The following is a 20,868-nucleotide window of genomic DNA, read 5'->3' as shown; positions in this document are numbered from 1 at the left end:
ATAGCGCAATATATCGAACTCAATGTTCGATTTTATTGAACAAGGCGTCAAAAGGTGTGATGTGCTAATCTAGCGCTAATTGACGATACAGACTTACCAGGCAGTGCGCTGCCCAGATGATTACGTAATGGAAAACATAAAACCCTCACTGTCCTCATTATTCTCTCGCCTTGATGGCTTAATGCTACGCGACAGACAACGCTTCTCGCGCCGTTTACATGGCGCGAAGAAGGTGAAAAATCCTGAATCGCAGCAGGCTGTGCTTGATTCACTTGCGCAAGAGATTGACTCCGCCGCCGGTAAGGTCCTGCTGCGTGAAGCCTCGCGCCCAAAAATCACCTACCCAGAAAACCTGCCTGTAAGTCAGAAAAAGCAGGACATTTTCGATGCCATTCGTGACCATCAGGTGGTTATCGTGGCGGGGGAAACTGGCTCAGGTAAAACCACGCAGTTGCCAAAAATCTGTATGGAACTGGGGCGCGGCTTAAAAGGGCTGATTGGCCACACGCAGCCACGCCGTCTGGCGGCGCGAACCGTTGCCAACCGTATTGCGGAAGAGCTGCAAACAGAGCCGGGCGGCTGTGTTGGTTATAAGGTGCGTTTTACTGACCACGTCAGTGAGAACACCATGGTCAAACTGATGACCGACGGCATCCTGCTGGCGGAAATTCAGCAAGATCGCCTGCTGATGCAGTACGACACCATCATCATCGATGAAGCGCACGAACGTAGTCTGAACATCGATTTCCTGCTGGGTTATTTGCGTGAGTTATTACCGCGTCGCCCGGATCTGAAAATCATCATCACTTCTGCGACCATCGATCCGCAGCGCTTCTCGCGCCATTTCAATAATGCGCCAATCATCGAAGTGTCTGGCCGTACTTACCCGGTAGAAGTGCGTTATCGCCCGATAGTTGAAGATGCTGACGATACCGATCGCGACCAGCTACAGGCTATTTTCGATGCGGTAGATGAACTCGGCCACGAAAGTGCCGGAGATATTCTGATTTTCATGAGCGGCGAGCGCGAAATCCGTGACACCGCTGATGCGCTCAACAAGCTGAATCTGCCGCACACCGAAGTGCTGCCGCTGTATGCACGTTTATCGAATAGCGAGCAAAACCGCGTCTTCCAGTCGCATGTTGGGCGTCGAATTGTGCTGGCAACAAACGTTGCTGAAACATCGCTCACCGTGCCGGGCATTAAATACGTCATTGACCCAGGTACGGCGCGTATTAGCCGCTATAGCTACCGTACCAAAGTCCAGCGTTTGCCTATTGAGCCGGTTTCGCAAGCTTCGGCAAACCAGCGTAAAGGTCGTTGTGGCCGTGTCTCTGACGGGATCTGTATTCGTCTTTATTCCGAGGACGATTTCCTGTCGCGCCCGGAATTTACCGATCCGGAAATTCTGCGTACCAACCTGGCGTCCGTTATCTTGCAGATGACTTCGCTTGGCCTTGGCGATATTGCCGCGTTCCCGTTTGTGGAAGCGCCAGATAAACGCAATATTCAGGACGGTGTGCGCCTGCTTGAAGAGCTTGGTGCTATCACCAGCGAAGAAGATCTTAGCGTTTATAAACTCACCGCATCAGGCCGCCAGCTTGCGCAGTTACCTGTCGATCCGCGCCTTGCGCGAATGGTTCTGGAAGCGCAGAAATTTGGCTGCGTGCGCGAAGTGATGATTATCACGGCCGGTTTGTCGATTCAGGACCCGCGCGAGCGCCCGATGGACAAACAGCAGGCGTCGGATGAAAAACATCGTCGCTTCCAGGACAAAGAATCTGATTTCCTTAGCTTTGTGAACCTGTGGAACTACCTCGGCGAACAGCAAAAAGAGTTGTCATCGAACCAGTTCCGCCGCCAGTGCAAGCTCGATTACCTGAACTACCTGCGTGTGCGCGAATGGCAGGATATCTACACCCAATTGCGCCAGGTAGTGAAAGAACTTGGCTTGCCAATTAACAGCGAACCTGCGGATTTCCGCTCCGTTCACTGTGCGTTATTGACCGGTTTGCTTTCCCATATCGGCCAGAAAGATGCCGATAAACAGGAATACACCGGCGCGCGTAATGCTCGCTTCTCTATCTTCCCTGGCTCCGGTTTATTTAAGAAACCGCCAAAATGGACGATGGTTGCTGAACTGGTGGAAACCAGCCGCCTGTGGGGGCGCATTGCCGCTCGTATCGACCCGGAATGGGTTGAGCCGCTGGCGCAACACTTATTAAAACGCTCATACAGCGAACCGCACTGGGAGAAATCGCAGGGTGCGGTGATGGCGACAGAAAAAGTCACGCTGTACGGCTTGCCGATTGTTGCTGCCCGCAACGTGAATTACAGCCAGATTGACCCGGCACTTTGCCGTGAGCTGTTTATTCGCCATGCGTTAGTTGAAGGTGACTGGCAGACCCGCCATACGTTCTTCCGCGATAACCTCAAGCTGCGTAATGAAATTGAAGAACTTGAACACAAATCCCGTCGCCGCGACATTCTGGTGGACGACGACACGATGTTTGAGTTTTACGACCAGCGCATTGCCCACGATGTGATTTCTGCACGCCACTTTGATAACTGGTGGAAACAGGCCAGCAAAGAAACGCCGGATCTGCTCAATTTCGAAAAGAGCATGTTGATCAAAGAGGGCGCGGAACAGGTCAGCAAGCTCGACTACCCGAACTTTTGGCATCAGGGCAATCTCAAGCTGCGCCTGACTTACCAGTTTGAACCGGGTGCTGATGCCGATGGTGTGACGGTGCATATTCCGCTGCCGCTATTAAACCAGGTCGAAGAGGCCGGGTTTGAGTGGCAAATTCCGGGCGTGCGCCGTGAACTGGTTATTGCGTTGATTAAGTCATTGCCTAAGCCAGTACGCCGTAACTTTGTGCCTGCGCCAAACTACGCCGAAGCGTTTTTAGGCCGTGCCACGCCGCTGGGGCTGCCGCTGCTGGAAAGTTTAGAGCGTGAATTCCGTCGTATGTCGGGCATTACTATCGACCGCGAAGACTGGCATTGGGATCAGGTGCCCGATCACCTGAAAATGACTTTCCGCGTGGTGGATGAGCACAACAAAAAACTCAAAGAGGGCAAAGACCTCACCGAGTTGAAAGGTGGCCTGAAAGAGAAAGTCCAGCAAACGCTCTCGGCTGTGGCAGACGACGGTATCGAACAAAGCGGCCTGCATATCTGGAGCTTTGGTTCACTGCCGGAAAGCTACGAGCAGAAACGCGGCAATTACCGCATGAAGGCCTTCCCGGCGCTGGTGGATGAAAAAGAGAGCGTGGCAATCAAGTTGTTTGATAATCCGCTCGAACAGCAACAGGCGATGTGGCGGGGTTTGCGCCGCTTGCTGCTGCTGAACATTCCATCGCCGATTAAATACCTGCATGAAAAGCTGCCGAACAAAGCCAAACTCGGTTTGTACTTTAACCCGTACGGCAAAGTCATGGATTTGATTGACGACTGCATTTCTTGTGGGGTTGATAAGCTCATTGCGCAGGCCGGTGGGCCAGTCTGGAGTGAAGAGGGCTTTGCCGCGCTGCATGAGAAGGTACGCGCCGAGCTCAATGACACGGTGGTAGAGATTGCGAAGCAGGTCGAACAAATCCTCACCGCCGTTTTCAACATCAACAAACGCCTGAAAGGGCGCGTGGATATGACCATGGCGCTGGGTCTGTCGGATGTAAAAGCCCAAATGAGCGGGCTGGTTTATCGCGGTTTTGTCACCGGAAACGGCTACAAACGTTTGGGCGATACGCTGCGTTACCTGAATGCCATTGAGAAACGCCTCGAGAAAATGGCCGTCGATCCGCATCGTGACCGCGTGCAAATGCTGAAAGTGGAACACGTGCAGCAAACCTGGCAGCAGTGGCTGAACAAACTGCCACCAGCACGCCGGGTTGACGAAGACGTGCAGGAGATCCGCTGGATGATCGAAGAGCTGCGTGTGAGCTTCTTTGCGCAGCAATTGGGTACGCCTTATCCGATTTCTGATAAGCGTATTTTACAGGCGATGGAACAGATTACGGCGTAAGCCCGACTCCACTTCTATACTCCATGAGCGGTCAAATTCTGACCGCTCCACTGGGGTCCTCTCATGAAACGATTAGCCGATAAAGTTGCCATTGTTACCGGAGCCAGTTCTGGCATCGGATATGTCACCGCCAAACTGTTCGCCGCTGAAGGCGCAAAAGTGGTCGTTGGTGCCAGACGTGAAGCCGAACTTGCTCAACTGGTTGATGAAATCATAGCTGCGGGAGGCGAGGCCGTCGCCGTAACGGGCGATGTGCGCGAAGAAGCCTACGCTAAAGCGCTGGTGGAAAAAGCGGTGCAAACATGGGGGCGTCTTGATATCGCCTTCAACAATGCGGGGACGTTAGGTGAAAACGGCCCGAGTACTGAAGTCTCAGCGGAAGGGTTTGCCAATGCGGTTGCCATCAACCTAACTGGATCTTTCCTCGGAGCTAAACACCAGATTGCCGAAATGCTCAAACACGGTGGTGGCTCAGTGATCTTTACGTCTACGTTCGTCGGCTATTCCTTCGCATTCCCACAAGTCGCCTCATATGCCGCCAGCAAAGCCGGGTTAATTGGGCTGACGCAGGCGTTAGCAACGGAATTTGGCCCGCAGAATATTCGCGTGAATTCAGTTTTACCGGGCGCGGTAGATACCGATATGTATCGCGATATGAATAATACGGCGGAATCGCAGGCATTCATCACGGGGTTGCATGCGCTCAAACGCGTGGGGAAACCGGAAGAAATCGCGCGAGCGGTACTTTGGCTCGCGTCTGATGAATCTTCGTTTGTGACGGGTACCGCTTCACTGGTGGATGGCGGCGCGTCAATTAACGGGGTTTAGATGTTTGTCGGGCGGGAAAAACTACCCGCTCGAGTCAGATTAATTAGCTAACAGTAGATATGGCTTTAATGTTTAGTTGTGATTGCAAAATTCTTTAAAACGTTGCGAAAAAGCTCGTTGTTGAAAAATTACTTCATCGATTGTTAATAATTATATTTTTATTTCCAGTCCAAGATATGAATGTGATACTATTTTAACCTGCTCAGAAGTATATATTATTTACATTCGAAACCATTTCAAATGGGTGAGTTTATGGCAGCCTAATATTATTGGGTTTATTAACAATCGCTCAACATCAATTGTTATGTTAAGGTTTAACTGTGGAACGGTATTCATATTTTTTTCCCGCTATATCTATAATTATTTTTGTTATTGTCTTTTTTATTTTTCTTTTACTAAAGAAAACAAAATCTCTAAAAGCAACGAAGGATATTCTTTCCGGATATGAATCACGATTTAGAAATATCCTGGATGCTGAGAAAGAAGCAGCTACAATTGTGTCTACTGCAGATACAGAAGCTAAGAGGATCATCAGTTCTGCTGAGGCTGAGGCTGAAATAATACTTAGCAATGTTAAAGAAATATTAATTAACGCGGATAAAAAAGTTGCTGATGATTTAGGTGAATGTAATAAAAAAATCGATGCCCTGAATTTACAGGCAGCAAATATTGTCAGTGATGCCAGAATTGCCGCAGCTAAACTTAATGATGAATCGCGACAAAGTGTAAATAGAATCACGGATAAAGTCATAGCGGCTGAAAATGATCTCGAAGGATTGAAAAAATCCTATAGAGAGAAGAAAATAATTTATGATGATTTAAAGAGTGCTATTACAATTTATCAAGATAGTTATGATTTACAAGAAATGGGATTTTATGATCCTCATTTTGACTTTGACTGCTCGGAAAAATTCATTGCAGAAATTAAAGCAAACAGAGAAAAACAAAAATCCTTACTTAAGGATAAAACAAGTTCAGGAGCTATATATTGCCCAACCGAATGGACAGTTGGTGGTTCTAAGCGTGAAGGTCAGAAAATGACGACCAGAGGTATAGACTTGACCGCCAGAGCTTTTAACGGTGCTTGCGATGCTGCGATTTCCAGTTGTACCTTTAAGAATATAGCGCTAATTGAAGACCGTATAAAAAAGACGTTTGAAAAAATCAATAAGCTCAATGAAGTAAACCAAATTTACATTACGCCAAAATTCCTTAGTATAAAACTTGAGGAATTGAATCTAACCTATGAGTTTAAAGAGAAAAAACAACTTGAAAAAGAAGAGCAAAGGGAGTTGCGAGCCCAGATTGCTGAAGAAAAACGTGCGCAAATAGAAATAGAAAAAGCAATAAGAGAAGCAGAAGAAGAAGAACGTCGGACTACAGCTGCACTGAATAAAGCCAGAAAAGAAATGGAAGCTAAATTGGCAACGGCTACAGCTGCTCAGGCTGAAAAGTATAATAGTAAAATTACTGACCTTGAAGAAGCATTAGCTGAAGCAAAACTTAAAGGTGAAAGAGCACTAAGCATGGCACAGCAGACTAAACGCGGCCATGTCTACATCATTTCTAATATCGGCTCATTTGGTGAAGAAATTTATAAGATTGGTATGACCCGCCGGCTGGACCCTCAAGACCGTGTAGATGAGCTAGGATCGGCATCAGTACCATTCCTCTTTGATGTTCATGCGATGATTAAAAGTGATGATGCTCCAGCACTTGAGTCGGCTTTACATCAAATGTTTGATAAAAAGCGCGTGAATGCTATTAATCGCCGTAAAGAGTTTTTCAATGTTTCGCTTAAGGATGTAAAAGAGGCTGTTTATAAATTAGCAGGAGATAGTGCTGATTTTATTGAAACAGCAACCGCTCAGCATTACTACGAAACTATAGCTCTTCGTAAGCAAGAAAGTTCGGAAAAAATAGCAGTAGCTAAACAATCCGGCCTTAAAGCTCTAGAATTTACGGAGACACTGTAATGTATTTTTTATTAGCTGTCATAGTTTTTGTATACGTGATTTATTATTGTTTTGGAGGCTTTCAAGAAGCTTCCAAAAAGAATGCAAGATACAAGGTTAAGAGTGCCAAGCAAAATTCACCTCGGAAAATTAAAGTCTCCAAACCAAAACCTAATGATATGACGTTCAAGTAAACTATATCAATATTTGGGGTTAAAGCTTTCGAGAACTAATTACTAATATTCTCACTTATAAATAAAGGGTTTCTATGCCAGACTTAAGTAAAGTACCAGCAAAAAAATTAAAATTAGAAGATTTAATTCATTCGCTTAACGCTGCTTTGTTCGCAGCGCAGGATCTTGATGGTGAAGTGTTTTTTATTGAGGATTACGGTAGTACAAGTATTAATCTATATTACGGCGATTATGATGAAGAGGAAACCTTCCAGGAAGGAGCACAAGTTAGAGAGTTCGGTTTTGATAATAAGAATGATGTTAAGGACTGGTTAGCATCAGAATATGCCTTACTCGAAATCAATTTAGTGACCACCTGGTATCTTGAGCGTATCAGCCGAAAAGCAGAAGCAAGTAAACGTAAATCAATGGATATCTTAAAATAAGAAATCAATAGTCATCTAGTGGGCATATTTTCTATAAAGATGATGTAAGGTGGGTGAGGGGTAACAAGCGGATGCATTGCACCCGCTTATCCAATCCACAAAACCCGTTTCTTGCTGGTTTATTTCGCGTCTGGCAACGCATAAGCAATGATGTAATCACCACGGTCAGGAGACTGACGTGCGCCGCCTGCGTTAATCACAATATACTGTTTACCAGTCTTCGGTGACACATAGGTCATCGGCCCGGACTGGCTACCCACTGGCAGACGGGATTTCCAGATTTCCTTGCCGTTTGCAGTATCAAACGCGCGTAGATAGAAATCCTGCGTACCTGCGAAGAACAACAGCCCCGACTGAGTCGACAGCGATGCACCAAGCGTAGGCATGCCAATTGGAATCGGTAAATGCATACGAATCCCGAGTGGCCCGGTGTCTTGTACCGTACCCACCGGAACCTGCCAGACAACTTTCCCTGACTTCAGATCAACGGCCGACATCGTGCCAAACGGTGGTTTCTGGCATGGAATACCCAGTGGTGAGAGGAAACGCTCACGCATTGCGCCGAACGGTGTGCCGTCCATTGGAACGATACCCATCTCGATACCGCTGGCGTTTTTCGCCACATTGGCACGAGGCACCATGTAGTTTGCAAGACCCAGACGCATATCATTGACGAACATCAGGCTGTTATTCGGGTCAACAGAAACGCTGCCCCAATTCATCCCACCCAGCGAGCCTGGATATTGCAAAGAGCGGTCAAGACCCGGCGGCGTGTAGACACCTTCGTGGCGCATGCCTTTGAACTCGATACGACAAATCAGCAGATCGATTGGTGTCGCACCCCACATATCCGATTCAGTCAGGGTTTCGTTGCCAATCATGGGCATCCCGACCGAATACGGCTGGGTTTTCGAATAACGCTCACCTTCGATATTACCCTGTGGCACAGGGCGTTCTTCTACCTTCGCTACCGGCTCGCCAGTCTCGCGGTTGAGCATGAAAATCATGCCCTGTTTGGAGGTCTGAACAATCACTGGCGTAGTGCTGCCTTTACCATCGGGTAAATCATAAAGCAGTGGCTGTGATGGTAAATCGAAGTCCCACAAATCGTGGTGCGTAGTCTGGAAATGCCAGCGCACTTTGCCCGTTGTTGCTTCAACTGCAACAATAGATGAGCTGTATTTATCGTCCTGTGCAGTACGCGTTCCACCAAAGAAATCAGGTGTGGCGTTACCAGTAGGCAGGTAAATCAGACCGAGTTTTGCATCATAAGACATGGCAGACCAGACGTTTGGTGTGCCGCGTGTATAAGTCTGGCCTTCAGGTGGCAACCCTGTGATAGCCGGATTACCCGGATCCCATGCCCATGCCAGTTTACCGGTGTGAACGTCATAAGCGCGTACCACACCCGGAGGCTCACCGGTGGAGAAGTTATCTGCCACACGGCCACCAACTACCACCACGTTACCGGCAACAAGAGGTGTAGAGGTTTGCTGGTAATAGCCCGTTTTAACTTCACCCATGCCAGCTTTCAGGTCGACCGTACCGTGGTCGCCAAAGTCTTCGCACAACTTACCGTTATCAGCGTTGATCGCAATTAAGCGCGCATCGGTAGTAGGCAGGAAAAGACGGCGAGGGCATGCAGCGGGCTGCGCTGGTTCGGCAAGAGTAGCGGCAGCTTGTTGAGTCGTTTCTTCGAAATAACCTAAACCACGGCAGCGCTGCCAGTTCGGTGCTGTAGCTTTACTGTCATAGCGCCATTTTTCTTTACCGGAGTCGACATCCAACGCCAGCACCTTGCTGTACGGTGTGCAGACAAAAAGTGTGTCTCCAACCTGTAATGGGGTGTTCTGGTCTTCTGCGCCCGAACCGTTGCTTTGGGGAATATCACCCGTATGCGCGGTCCAGGCTACTTGCAACTCCGAGACATTACCCTTGTTGATTTGATCAAGGGCGGCAAAACGGTCGCCGTGGGTGGTATTGCCCCAGTGCTTCCAGTCTTTTTGTACTTCATCAGGTGCGACGGGTTTTACCGGGACGTCTTCATTGGCGGCAACTTGCACCTGCGGCACAAACATCCAGCCTGCGCTTACCAACATACAAACTGCGAGCAAAGCCGCAATACCATATGCCGGCCCTTTTTTTACCGGAACCGTGCTTTGGGCAGTGCGTAAAATGGGCCATGCAATGGCAGCAAGGAAGGCGAGCACCGCAAAGGTAAACAGGCGCGAGAACAGCGGCCAGAAGTCCCAACCGGCATCGCTAATTGCCCAAAATATTGAGCAGACGAATGCCAGGCCATAGAGCACCAGCCCGGCGATTTTCTTCTTGATAATCAAAATGGCAGAAATGAGCATCACAATGCCCATCAGCAAGAAATACCAACTGCCGCCCAGGGCAACTAAATAAGCCCCACCAATACCGATCGCGAGGCCAATAAGTGCCATTAGCCCGCCAAGAACCCACAGCAGCCCAAGTGCCAGGCCGCGCGGGGGAGTAAGATTTGCCATAACATTCTCCTGTTGAAGCGTGTTCCTTCAGCTTCATATGCAACAACGTCTCCTTGTTGCAGGAGATCGCCTGATTTGTACCTTTTGGTGTAAACAAAAACGCATGTGGTGACTGTATTTAGCGTTATCTCGAAAGTGAATTACGCATAACGAACCAAATGGTTAATGTTGGGGTATCATAATCTTCCGTTATGATATTGCAAAGTTGTTAATGAGAAATCTCGCATTTATTGCGAATTGGTAGCGGGATGGGTTGGGAGGTCGGGTAACGTGGGCTACCCGACAAATACAGAGAGGAACTGCTTGTTTAAGCTATACGCAGGGTTTCAACGGGAGCAGTACGGCAAATTTTAACCGGTACTGATTTCGATGTTGGCGTCCCGGTGCCGTCGCCGACGCTGCTCAGAGGAACCAATGGGTTCGTTTCAGGGTAATAGGCTGCCAGATTGCCGCGCGGGATGTTGTAAGGCACGATTTTAAAACCGCTGACTTTGCGTGTGATGCCATCGTTCCATATCGTTTCGATATCTACCAGATCACCCTCGTGCAACTCAAGTGCCGCAAGATCTTCCGGGTTAATAAATAACACTTCACGCTGTCCGTAAACACCACGGTAACGGTCGTCCAACCCATAAATTGTGGTGTTGTATTGATCGTGCGATCGTAAGGTTTGCAGCGCAAACGGGGCTTTTAAATCACCAAATAATGATTTCGGAAGAGGGGCTGCACTGAATTCCGCTTTCCCCGTTGGGGTATTAAAACGTAATTCGGCCGCCGCGTTACCAAGGTAGAAACCACCTGGTTTTTCACACTGCTGGTTAAAATCTTTAAAGCCTGGAAGGGTGGCCGCAATATGGTCGCGAATCAGATTGTAATCCCCTGACAATGCCAGCCAGTCGAGCTTTTCTTGCCCCAGAACGGTGTTAGCAATCCCACAAACAATGGCGGTTTCTGAACGCTGCGTTACAGCAATCGGTTTCCCGATACCTTCAGATGCGTGCACCATGCTGAATGAGTCTTCAACGGTGATGAACTGCCGCCCACTGGCCTGCATATCTTCTTCAGTACGCCCAAGCGTTGGCAAAATCAGTGACTCTTTGCCGGGTACGACATGGCTGCGGTTAAGTTTGGTGCTGATATGAACCGTCAGGCCGCAACGTTGCAGAGCTTCCTCGGTGCGAGGGCTATCTGGTGCGGCTGCCGCAAGATTGCCACCAAGAGTAATCAGGACTTTGACCTCATCACGTAGCATTGCCGCAATAGCTTCAACGGTGTTATGGCCTTGCGCGCGCGGAGGCTCAAAACCGAAATGAGTTGCAAGGCTATCGAGTAATGCAGCCGATGGTTTTTCATCAATGCCCATCGTGCGGTTGCCTTGTACATTACTGTGACCGCGCACTGGGCACAGGCCCGCACCAGGTTTTCCGAGATGGCCACCCAGAAGTTGCAGGTTAACGATTTCACGTACGGTGTTCAGGGAGTGTTTGTGCTGGGTAATGCCCATTGCCCATGTGCAAATCACACGTTCGGCCTGCTGCCAGATAGTCGCGGCATCGCGCAGTTGCTGCTCGCTCAATCCAGATTGCTGGGTAATGTGCTCCCAGGATGTGTTGTCGATTTCAGCAAACCATGCTTCCACGTCATGAGTGTGCTCAGCAATAAAGGTTTCATCGAAAATACCAGTGCCACCGTTCTCAAGTTTCTGACGATGGGTTTCCAGTAGCGCTTTTGCCATGCCGCGAATCGCGGCCATATCACCGCCCAGATTCGGCTGGTAATAGTAGCTACTGATTTTACCGGCCAGTGGTGTCACCACTTCTAACGGCTTTTGCGGATCGGCAAAACGCTCAAGACCGCGTTCACGCAGGGTATTGAAGGTCACAATTTGTGCGCCGTTCTCAGCTGCGTGACGCAAGCTATGCAACATACGCGGGTGGTTAGTACCGGGGTTTTGGCCAAACACAAAAATGGCGTTGGCCTTATCAAAATCATCTAAATGAATGGTGCCTTTACCGACGCCGATACTGCGTTTAAGCCCGCTGCCGCTGGCTTCATGGCACATATTCGAGCAGTCCGGGAAATTATTGGTTCCCATCATGCGACCGAATAATTGGTACAGATAAGACGCTTCGTTACTGGCGCGTCCTGAGGTGTACAGTTCCATCTGGTCGGGATTATCCAATGCCTTAATATGCTGACCGATAAGCGCCAGTGCGTCATCCCAGCTAATGGCTTCGTAATGGTCAGTCTGCGGGTTGTAACGCAACGGCTCAGTAAGGCGTCCTTGATATTCAAGGAAATAATCGCTCTGCTGATACAGATTACTGACACTGTGTTTAGCAAAAAACTCGTTATCGATAAAACGGCGAGTTGCTTCCCATGTCACTGCTTTCGCGCCATTTTCGCAGAAGCTAAAAGTACTTTTGTTGTCATCGCCCCATGCACAACCTGGGCAGTCAAACCCTTTGGCTTTGTTCATGCGCATCAAGTTGCGCAGGTTTTTTATGGCATGTTTACTGTCGATAACAAAGCGGGTAGTTGCTTCAAGAGAGCCCCAGCCACCGGCTGCAGCGCGATAGGGTTTGATTGCAGATTTAAATTTCATAACGCTTAATTGTTGTCCTTTGAGCGACCGCACGCGGTTACGCCATTTACTGTTACAGTCAGTTTACTCCGGTTTAACCTGAATGTAAGCCTTACTAATTTCAGGGCTAAACTGTGATCTGTATAACTATTCATCGATGATTTGTTAACCCCTCCACAAAACGACAACTTTTTGTTCAATCTTTTGTTTCTCATGGCCGATGACTCTTTTACAGAAACACCTTTTTACAAAAAGAGAAACCAAGGACATGGCAACTACAAAAATCTCCCCACAAGGGGCTGTTCGTTTCTGGCACAACATCCGATTAGTGCCGCTGTTTACATCAATTCTGGTTGGGATTTTAGTGCTGTTCGCTTTATGTGTAGGGCTTGCGAGCTATTTTTTGATCCAGAGCGACAAAGCGCTGCAAGACGTGACCAACGAAATCCAGGTACGGATTGGGCTTTCGGAAAGCTCGACTAATTTGCGTAGTGCGCGACTGAATATCATCCATGCAGGGGCCGCAGGGCGTGTGGCCGACATGGATGATATGAAATTTAATATCGCTGAGGCAGAAAAGCTGATTAAACAAGCGCAGGCCAGCTTCGATATTTATATGGCTCGTGCCGATAAAGTTGAGGCGGGTGAAGCGCTGGATAGCCAGTTGCGCACACGCTTTGATGAATATTTGAATAAAGGTATGGCGCCGATGATGAAATATGCCAAAAACGGCATGTTTGAGGCCATCATCAATCATGAAAATGAAGAAGCCCGCAAGCTGGATGCCGACTACAACAAGGTGTTAGAGCAAGCGGCGCAGATCCGTACCGAGCGCGCAGTTGCACTTCATGAGCAAGCCCAGGCCCGCTCACATTTAAGTGTGATGGTCATGGCATGCGCATTCGCAATCGCGCTGCTCCTGACGATATTTACCTTTGTCGTGTTACGCCGCGTGGTTATTCAACCTCTGCAACAGGCTGCAACGCGTATTGAACTAATCTCCAAAGGCGATTTAACCCAGCCATTGCAATCGTTCGGTAACAGTGAAATCGGCAAACTGAATCAGAACTTGCAGGATATGCAGGTTTCATTGGTGAATACGGTTGGCGAAGTGCGCATGGGGGCCGAGGCGATTTATCAGGGCACCAGCGAGATCTCTGCCGGGAACACCGATTTGTCGGCGCGTACTGAACAGCAAGTGGCGGCACTTGAAGAAACGGCGGCCAGTATGGAGCAGTTAACGGCCACGGTGAAACAGAACGCAGATAACGCCCATCACGCGACCAGGCTTGCCGAAGAAGCCTCCCACAAAGCCGGTGACGGTGGGCGCATTGTCTCAAGTGTTGTGAAAACCATGACCAATATCTCTACCAGTTCGAAGAAAATTTCCGAGATAACTGCGGTCATCAATAGCATTGCTTTCCAGACCAATATTCTGGCACTGAATGCGGCGGTTGAAGCGGCGCGAGCCGGTGAACAAGGGCGCGGGTTTGCTGTGGTAGCGACTGAAGTACGCACTCTGGCACAGCGCAGTGCACAAGCTGCCAAAGAAATTGAGGGGCTTATCAGTGAATCAGTATCGCTCATTGATAGTGGCTCAAGCCAGGTCGCTCATGCAGGCGAAACGATGACGGATATTGTCGGCGCGGTGCGACGTGTCACCAATATCATGCAAGAAATTGCGGCGGCATCGGATGAGCAAAGCCGTGGTATTGAGCAGGTCGGGATCGCGATAAACGAGATGGATAACGTGACACAACAGAATGCAGCACTGGTTGAAGAAGCCACCGCTGCGGCGAATTCTCTTGAGGAGCAGGCGGCGCGACTGACCACCGCCGTAGGAACATTTCGTTTAAGCCATCAGCCCAACGTTGTAAAAACTCAGCCTGAAAAGCCGAAAACCACCGCTAAGGCCGCTAAAACAGTTATAGACGAAGACGATAACTGGGCAACATTTTAGATGATGTGAATCGGTGGATGTCGCTTGCGCTAATCCACCCTATAAACTCCCAGAAAATGCCCCTCGTAGGTTACACCGTTAGTTTAAGAATGAGATATCCGGGGCGACCACCGGGTTTGGCGTCCCTCCGGGAACCAAATCCCGGCGTTTCCCCTAATTCATTAGCTTAAATGAATGGTGTTACCTCGTAGGCCGGATTAGCTCCGCGACATCCGACGCTAACGTTTACTCGAGTTCCAGCCGCAGATTAAGCGCGGCAATCTCCATCCGCCATTGCTGCTGAAGCGCTGGTTTCTGGTGGCTTTGCTTGCGTGCTAAATCCTGCGCAAGCTTCTCCTCCAGCTCAACCAGGCGCTCCAACCAGCTTTCAGTTTCCGAATGAACCTGAACTGCCGGTGATGACTCGTCTTTCTGTGACGTTGTCACGATATCGACATTGTCATTTGTCAGCTGCGCATATAGCCCCTCAAGTGAGTGCCACTCGCTCAATTCGCCATTATCAATCAACCAGAAGCGGTTACAGCTTTTGGCGATTAATGTCCTGTCGTGTGTGACCAGCAACACGCCACCTTCAAAACTTTGCAGCGTTTCTGCCAGCGCCTCTTTGCCTTCCATATCCAGGTGGTTGGTTGGCTCATCAAGCAGTAACAGCGAATAACGCGCTAGAGTCAGCCCAACAAACAGCAATCGGGATCGTTCGCCACCGCTCAAAGTGCTGACCGTTTGCCCATGGCGTAACCAGGCAAAACCGGCGCTGATCAACGCCATTTTGCGATCGCGCTCAGATAACGGCGCAAAAGGTTCGAGTGCTTCGAGCAAGGTGTCACCGTCACGTAACTGATGAAGTGTCTGGTCGTAATAACCCATCTCTACGCGTGGATGCAGGCGGATTGAGGACTCATCTTGCGACTGCTGATAATGCTGCCACAGCAGGCGTAATAAAGATGATTTTCCGCAACCGTTCTTGCCGATTATTGCCACCCGATCACCACTTTTCAGGCGCTGCATAGTCAGGTTAAACAGTGGAGGACAATCCGGTGCCGGACTTACCGACAGGTTTTCCATTTCCAGCAGGCGGTTAGCGGGTAATGCCTCGCCTTTGAGTATCAGTTGCCACAGGTTCGCAGCACTTAGCTCGGTTTGGCTGTCCTTAAGTTTGTCGATGCGTTTTTCCATTTGCTTAGCTTTACGGGCGAGGTCTTCGTTGTCATAGACTTTGCCCCAAATTGCCAGACGTTTCGCACTGGCCGCTATGCGGTCAATTTCCTTTTGCTCGGCCTGATGGCGGTGTGCATCGGTACGGTCACGCTCTTCAAGCGCTGCGCGGGCCGCAGAGCAGGGTAGCTGGAAGAAACTGAGTCCGTGGTCACGCAGGATCCATGTTCCGTTGGTGACGTTATCCAACAGATGTTGATCGTGAGAAACCAGCACAAAGCTGCCGTTCCAGCTACGTAAGAACTGCTCCAGCCACAGTAGTGTGGGCAAATCGAGGTGGTTGCTTGGTTCATCAAGCAGCAAGAGATCCGGCTTGGCGATCAACGCACGTGCCAATAATAAACGTGTGTGTTGCCCGCCGCTTAGTGTTCCGGCGGTGAGTTGCCATGCACTTTCATCAAAACCCATGCCGGCTAAGAGCGCCTGAGCTCGCCAGCCATCGGTATGTTGTTGTGCTTCACTCAGTCTCGCTATCACGGCTTCAAGTAAGGTGAGTGAATGTAAATCTTCAGGTAAATGCTGTTCGACACGCGCCAATAAGCAGTGATGTGCGCGCGTCACGCTGCCACTATTGGGTTCGATTGTGCCATCAAGCAATTTAAGAAGGGTGCTTTTACCACAGCCGTTGTGGCCGATTAAGCCCAGGCGATCGCCTTTTTTAAGCGTAAAGGTGATATCAGCCAGCAGCGGGCCGAAAGCGGTATCAAGACTAAGGGATTGTGCGGTTAATAATGTGCTCATTGTTGCTTACTCAAGAGTTACAGGCGCGAAAACGCCTCGTCAAATATGGCTGACGATAACCCGGTAAGCCCGAGGGAAGGGATTGCAGTTGGTTGCTTCGCTCAAGCCGGATTATCGCAGTGCGATATCGATAACGCTTGAGCTATGACGATCACCAAAGGTATGTGAAATAAACAAAATTTCACGAAACAGCAGCATGGGTTCCTCCTTATATATTCAGTTGGTTGATGAATAAACAAATCCTGGCAGAAAACAGAAATAAATACCAGCTACCGATATTTCCCTGGGAGCAATTGCGAAAATGCCGCGCTCCTCATGTTTTTAAAATGATGTTTTATTTAAATTGGCCTTTGGTTTTTCAAATAAAACATTAATAAAAGACAGGGGCTTAACGTATGTCATTACCTCGCTACTCTGCTTTAGCTGTGCTTTGTATCCCTCTGGTACTGCAAGGATGCAGTTCACCAAACCTCACCTCTCACAAGGCACCAGGGAGCAGCACTCGCCCGGTTCTTAGCCAGAGCGAGGCGGCTCATTTTACGGAGCAAAACGTCTTCGCCCGTGGCGGAATAATTGCGATGGCGAAAAATGAGCCGTGGCAACCGGAGGAATTGAATTTAAAAGATATTGATACGCCATGGGTTGTCGGCAAAGACGCGCCGTACCAAAAAGTGCAGCAGGCGGTGAATGCCGCATTAAAGGCTGCGAAATCGAACCAGCGCGTTGTGATAAAAATCCTGCCAGGCGTCTATGAAGGCACGGTTTACATTCCGATGAATGCACCGCCAGTCACGCTGTTTGGCGCAGGTGAAAACCCGCAGCAGGTGACGATTCAACTGGCGCTCGACTCAATGATTTCACCGGCAGTCTGGCGCAAAACCGTCAACCCGAGCGGGCAATATCAACCGGGTGATCCGGCCTGGGAGATGTACCAAACCTGTGCTAACAAAACCACGCCGGTGGTCGCCACCACGTGTGCAGCCGTTCTCTGGTCGCAAAATCATGGTTTCCAGCTTGCCAATCTGACGGTGGTTAATTCCCTGCTCGACACCGTGGATGGTAACGCGCATCAGGGCGTGGCCCTGCGAACCGATGGCGACAAAGTGCAGATTGAAAATGTGCGTTTGATTGGCCGCCAGGATACTTTTTTTGTTAATACCAGCGATGAGAAAAACCGCTACGTAACAGACAGAGTCAGCCGCGTATTCATCAAAGACAGCTACATTGAAGGCGATGTGGATTACGTGTTTGGTCGCGCGAATGCAGTGTTTGATAACGTGCATTTCCATACTGTCTCATCGCGACAGTCGCAGGAAGCCTTTGTGTTGGCACCTAACACGCTGCCGGATAACCCTTACGGGTTCCTGGTGAAAAACAGCCGCTTTACCAGCGATGGCGGTTTCAAAAACGGCTACTTTGCAAAACTTGGACGGGCCTGGGATCAAGGCGCAAAAACGACCGGTTATTTGCCGGGTAAAACCTCGAATAGCCAGGTGGTGGTGATGAACTCAACGATTGATAGTGGTTATGATTCTCTGTCGCCGTGGGGAAGTGCTGCCACGACCGCACGGCCATTTAACGGTAATAATGCCGCCGACAGAAATTTGAATGATGTAAATTTCAACCGCTTGTGGGAATTTAATAATCACTGAGCGTTTCGGCACAAAATGAAATCATAAGGGCACAAAGAGGTGCGCATGTCGTATGCGCTGTCTCAGTTGCAAACCACCGCGCTGCCGATTGGCGAAATTGCCTCACGCAGCGGGTATCTTTCAAGTTCACGATTTACAGCCCGATTTCAGCAGCATTACGGCTGTTTGCCGAAAAACGTACGCCAGAATAGGTTAACGTACGTTTCTTACCGCATCAGAATGGTAACGGTCGCGGCTGTGTTTGCATCGTTATCCAGCGCAGTTCGGTAAACTCACGTACGCCTGCCTGCCCACCAAAACGTCCGTAACCTGAGTCTTTCACACCGCCAAATGGCATCTGCGCTTCATCGTGTACCGTTGGGCTATTGATGTGGCAGATTCCACTTTGAATGCGGCTGGCAATATTCCATGCGCGAGCGGTATCGCGACTGAAAACCGCAGCAGACAGGCCAAGATCGTTGTCATTGGCGATAGCCAGCGCTTCGTCATCACTTTTCGCACGAATAATCCCTTTTACCGGCCCGAAGGACTCTTCGTGGTAAATGCGCATTTCATTAGTGACAAAATCCAGCACTGTAGCAGGCATGAGGGTTGAGTCCGCTTTGCCACCGGCTACCAGTTTTGCACCTTTTGCCAGCGCATCATCAATCAAATCATTGCAGCGGGAAACCGTCTGCACATCGACAACCGAGCCCAGAACAGTTGGGCCGAGGCGCGGGTCACCGCAGGGTAAACTGGCGGCTTTAGCTGCAAATTTTGCTACAAACTCATCGGCTACCCGTTCGTCAACGATAATGCGCTCGGTTGACATGCAGATTTGCCCTGAATTGGCGAAGGCTCCGAACGCCGCGCAGTTCACCGCCAAATCAATATCAGCATCATGCAGAACCAACAACGGTGCTTTGCCGCCCAGCTCTAAAACCACGGGCTTGAGATAGCGAGCACAAGTTTGCGCAATAATTCTCCCGACGTGCGTTGAACCGGTGAAGTTCACCCGGCGCACTGCGGGATGAGCAATCATCGCCTCCACAACGGTTCCCGCATCTTGTGGCGCATTGGTGACAAAATTGACCACACCCGCCGGGAATCCGGCTTCATTGAGTGCATCAATAATCAAACCATGTGTTGCGGGGGAGATTTCGGAACCCTTCAGTACTACGCAGTTACCGCAGGCCAGAGGTGTGGCGATAGCCCGCACGCCGAGAATCACTGGGGCATTCCACGGTGCCATTCCCAGCACGACACCCGCAGGTTGGCGGATTGCCATTGCCAGATTTCCTGGCACATCTGATGGAATAACCTCACCATTAATTTGTGTGGTGAGGGCTGCGGCTTCACGCAGAATCCCGGCACCTAAATGCACATTGAATTCAGCCCACTGAGCGGTAGCACCTGTTTCGGCCGCCATCGCGGCGACAAATGCGGCTTGTTTGGCTTCCAGCGCATCAGCGGCTTTTAAAAGCAAAGCCCGGCGCTGGTTTGGCGGAGTTTGTGACCAGGCGACAAATGCCAGGCTTGCAGCTTCAACGGCTGCACGAGCGTCATTGACGGTGGCAGCAGGTGCGATTGTCGCGACGTGCTCATCTAGCGGATTGCGGCGTTCAAAAGTTGCCTGGTTTTGTGCATCAACGGGCAGTCCATTAATAAGCATCGAAATAGAGACAGGGGATGTTCCTGGCATGTGACACCTCTTTTGTTATTTAAATGTTAAGGTGTCATCGAGTGTAGTGAGGATTAAATGCTTTTCCCAGCAATTTAATGTGCTTACGGGGAAAGGAATCAGCTCAACTCTCAATCCCTTCGGAATGGGGCACTCCTTCGATTTCTGAGCAGCTTGTCAGTGCGCCATTCGACATAACTCCCTATACTGGGCGATGATGGATTTTTCTCAGGAAGGGGCAAACATGCCATTAACTATCAAGGTATTACTGGAAAATAGGCGGGCTGCCGGGGCAGAGAAATCGTTGCTTGCTAAAGCCGGGCTTAGCCTGTTGATTAAGGATGAAACAACCTCGGTTTTGTTCGATACCGGCCCTGATAATAGTTTTCTGCATAATGCGGCCTTGATGGGCGTTGATCTCACAGCTCTTACTGCAACGGTACTTTCACACGGCCATTATGACCATTGTGGTGGTGTACCCTGGTTGCCCAATAACAGCCGTATTATCTGCCATCCTCAGATAGCCAATGAACGCTTTGCAGCACTAAAACTGGCGGGTTTTAGCAGAAAAATAAAAAAGCTCTCGTTAGACATTGATTATTCTCGCCATCAAATGGAGTACAGCCGCACACCTGTGCCTATCAGCCAGCGTTTTTTGTGGTCGGGGGAAATCAACGTGGATGAACCCAGGGCATACGGAATTATAAGTGGTAACAGCGCTGCTATGGATTACGTTATAGATGAAGGTGTGCTTATTTATAAATCCGACCATGGGCTAGTGATTATTACTGGCTGTGGGCATCGGGGAATTATAAATATTGTGCGCCATTGCCAAAATATCACGGGGATTAAGCAGATCTATGCATTGATTGGCGGTTTCCATCTGCGCAGCGCGTTGCCGCCAGAATTACTGCGAATCAGACGTTTTTTACACCAGCAAAAAATTCAGAAAGTAATGGGTTGCCATTGTACCGGGGCATGGGGACGGTTGTGGTTGCCGGATGTGATCGCTCCTGCAACAGGCGATACTTTTGTTTTGTGATCGCGTGGTAACAAACTCTTTTGCAGGGGGATAAGTGCAGCGCCACCCGACTTAATGTGAATGAGTGCCGGGTGG

The 20,868-nt window shown here is 49.5% G+C and carries 11 protein-coding genes and 1 pseudogene; 8 read left to right on the top strand and 4 right to left on the bottom strand.

Translation table 11 applies throughout. The features are described from left to right. The first annotated feature begins 127 nt into the window (after nt 1–127). The 4 genes from hrpA (at nt 128) to LVQ76_RS07565 (ending at nt 7,429) form a co-directional block, all read left to right on the top strand. Nucleotides 128–4,027 carry an ATP-dependent RNA helicase HrpA gene (hrpA, locus tag LVQ76_RS07580; protein WP_232921333.1) on the top strand — a complete coding sequence of 1,300 codons (3,900 nt, stop codon included), beginning with the start codon at nt 128–130 and terminating at the stop codon, nt 4,025–4,027. 63 nt (nt 4,028–4,090) lie between these two features. Further along, nucleotides 4,091–4,855: an SDR family oxidoreductase gene (locus LVQ76_RS07575; RefSeq protein ID WP_232903606.1), complete on the top strand. Its 765-nt coding sequence runs from the start codon at nt 4,091–4,093 to the stop codon at nt 4,853–4,855. A gap of 320 nt (nt 4,856–5,175) precedes the next feature. Continuing rightward, a complete protein-coding gene (locus LVQ76_RS07570) occupies nt 5,176–6,831 on the top strand; it encodes an SNIPE associated domain-containing protein (RefSeq protein ID WP_232921332.1) in 1,656 nt (551 codons plus the stop codon). A 247-nt stretch (nt 6,832–7,078) separates the two neighbouring features. Next, nucleotides 7,079–7,429: a hypothetical protein gene (locus tag LVQ76_RS07565; protein WP_232865857.1), complete on the top strand. Its 351-nt coding sequence runs from the start codon at nt 7,079–7,081 to the stop codon at nt 7,427–7,429. A gap of 119 nt (nt 7,430–7,548) precedes the next feature. Here the strand turns inward: LVQ76_RS07565 and LVQ76_RS07560 are convergent, their stop codons facing one another. Both LVQ76_RS07560 and LVQ76_RS07555 read right to left on the bottom strand, forming a co-directional pair. Then, on the bottom strand, nt 7,549–9,939 hold the full coding sequence (locus LVQ76_RS07560; protein ID WP_232921331.1) for a glucose/quinate/shikimate family membrane-bound PQQ-dependent dehydrogenase: 2,391 nt from the start codon (nt 9,937–9,939) through the stop codon (nt 7,549–7,551). A 307-nt stretch (nt 9,940–10,246) separates the two neighbouring features. Then, entirely contained in the window at nt 10,247–12,544 is a 2,298-nt protein-coding gene (locus LVQ76_RS07555) for an FdhF/YdeP family oxidoreductase (protein ID WP_232921330.1), read from the bottom strand. A 247-nt stretch (nt 12,545–12,791) separates the two neighbouring features. Here LVQ76_RS07555 and LVQ76_RS07550 point away from each other — a divergent pair, with 247 nt between their 5' ends. Beyond that, a complete protein-coding gene (locus LVQ76_RS07550; RefSeq protein WP_232865854.1) occupies nt 12,792–14,483 on the top strand; it encodes a methyl-accepting chemotaxis protein in 1,692 nt (563 codons plus the stop codon). A 225-nt stretch (nt 14,484–14,708) separates the two neighbouring features. Here LVQ76_RS07550 and LVQ76_RS07545 read toward each other — a convergent pair whose 3' ends face one another. Beyond that, nucleotides 14,709–16,439, bottom strand: a complete 1,731-nt coding sequence (locus LVQ76_RS07545; protein WP_232921329.1) for an ABC-F family ATP-binding cassette domain-containing protein — start codon at nt 16,437–16,439, stop codon at nt 14,709–14,711. Between the two features lie 395 nt (nt 16,440–16,834). Between LVQ76_RS07545 and LVQ76_RS07540 the strand changes: the two genes are divergently transcribed. Both LVQ76_RS07540 and LVQ76_RS07535 read left to right on the top strand, forming a co-directional pair. Further along, nucleotides 16,835–18,091 carry a putative acyl-CoA thioester hydrolase gene (locus tag LVQ76_RS07540; protein WP_232921328.1) on the top strand — a complete coding sequence of 419 codons (1,257 nt, stop codon included), beginning with the start codon at nt 16,835–16,837 and terminating at the stop codon, nt 18,089–18,091. A gap of 33 nt (nt 18,092–18,124) precedes the next feature. Further along, nucleotides 18,125–18,274: pseudogene (locus LVQ76_RS07535) on the top strand (helix-turn-helix domain-containing protein); the annotation flags it as partial. Nucleotides 18,275–18,305: 31 nt separating this feature from the next. Here the strand turns inward: LVQ76_RS07535 and LVQ76_RS07530 are convergent. Next, on the bottom strand, nt 18,306–19,772 hold the full coding sequence (locus LVQ76_RS07530) for an aldehyde dehydrogenase (RefSeq protein WP_232903598.1): 1,467 nt from the start codon (nt 19,770–19,772) through the stop codon (nt 18,306–18,308). Nucleotides 19,773–19,995: 223 nt separating this feature from the next. Here LVQ76_RS07530 and LVQ76_RS07525 point away from each other — a divergent pair, with 223 nt between their 5' ends. After that, nucleotides 19,996–20,793 (top strand): MBL fold metallo-hydrolase, encoded by a 798-nt coding sequence (locus LVQ76_RS07525; protein ID WP_232921429.1) that lies wholly within the window; start codon nt 19,996–19,998, stop codon nt 20,791–20,793. Nucleotides 20,794–20,868 lie beyond the last annotated feature (75 nt).

The sequence above is a fragment of the Buttiauxella cochleicola genome (assembly GCF_021283185.1).
Lineage (GTDB): Bacteria > Pseudomonadota > Gammaproteobacteria > Enterobacterales > Enterobacteriaceae > Buttiauxella > Buttiauxella massiliensis.
The sequence above is the reverse complement of the archived record's forward strand: the minus strand, read 5'-3'. Positions and strand labels throughout refer to the sequence as shown.

Bases quoted from the DNA above. Each gene is read 5' to 3' on its own strand.
- hrpA (WP_232921333.1), top strand. From the start codon at position 128: ATGGAAAACATAAAACCCTCACTGTCCTCATTATTCTCTCGCCTTGAT.
- LVQ76_RS07575 (WP_232903606.1), top strand. From the start codon at position 4,091: ATGAAACGATTAGCCGATAAAGTTGCCATTGTTACCGGAGCCAGTTCT.
- LVQ76_RS07565 (WP_232865857.1), top strand. From the start codon at position 7,079: ATGCCAGACTTAAGTAAAGTACCAGCAAAAAAATTAAAATTAGAAGAT.
- LVQ76_RS07560 (WP_232921331.1), bottom strand. From the start codon at position 9,939: ATGGCAAATCTTACTCCCCCGCGCGGCCTGGCACTTGGGCTGCTGTGG.
- LVQ76_RS07555 (WP_232921330.1), bottom strand. From the start codon at position 12,544: ATGAAATTTAAATCTGCAATCAAACCCTATCGCGCTGCAGCCGGTGGC.
- LVQ76_RS07550 (WP_232865854.1), top strand. From the start codon at position 12,792: ATGGCAACTACAAAAATCTCCCCACAAGGGGCTGTTCGTTTCTGGCAC.
- LVQ76_RS07545 (WP_232921329.1), bottom strand. From the start codon at position 16,439: ATGAGCACATTATTAACCGCACAATCCCTTAGTCTTGATACCGCTTTC.
- LVQ76_RS07540 (WP_232921328.1), top strand. From the start codon at position 16,835: ATGTCATTACCTCGCTACTCTGCTTTAGCTGTGCTTTGTATCCCTCTG.
- LVQ76_RS07530 (WP_232903598.1), bottom strand. From the start codon at position 19,772: ATGCCAGGAACATCCCCTGTCTCTATTTCGATGCTTATTAATGGACTG.
- LVQ76_RS07525 (WP_232921429.1), top strand. From the start codon at position 19,996: ATGCCATTAACTATCAAGGTATTACTGGAAAATAGGCGGGCTGCCGGG.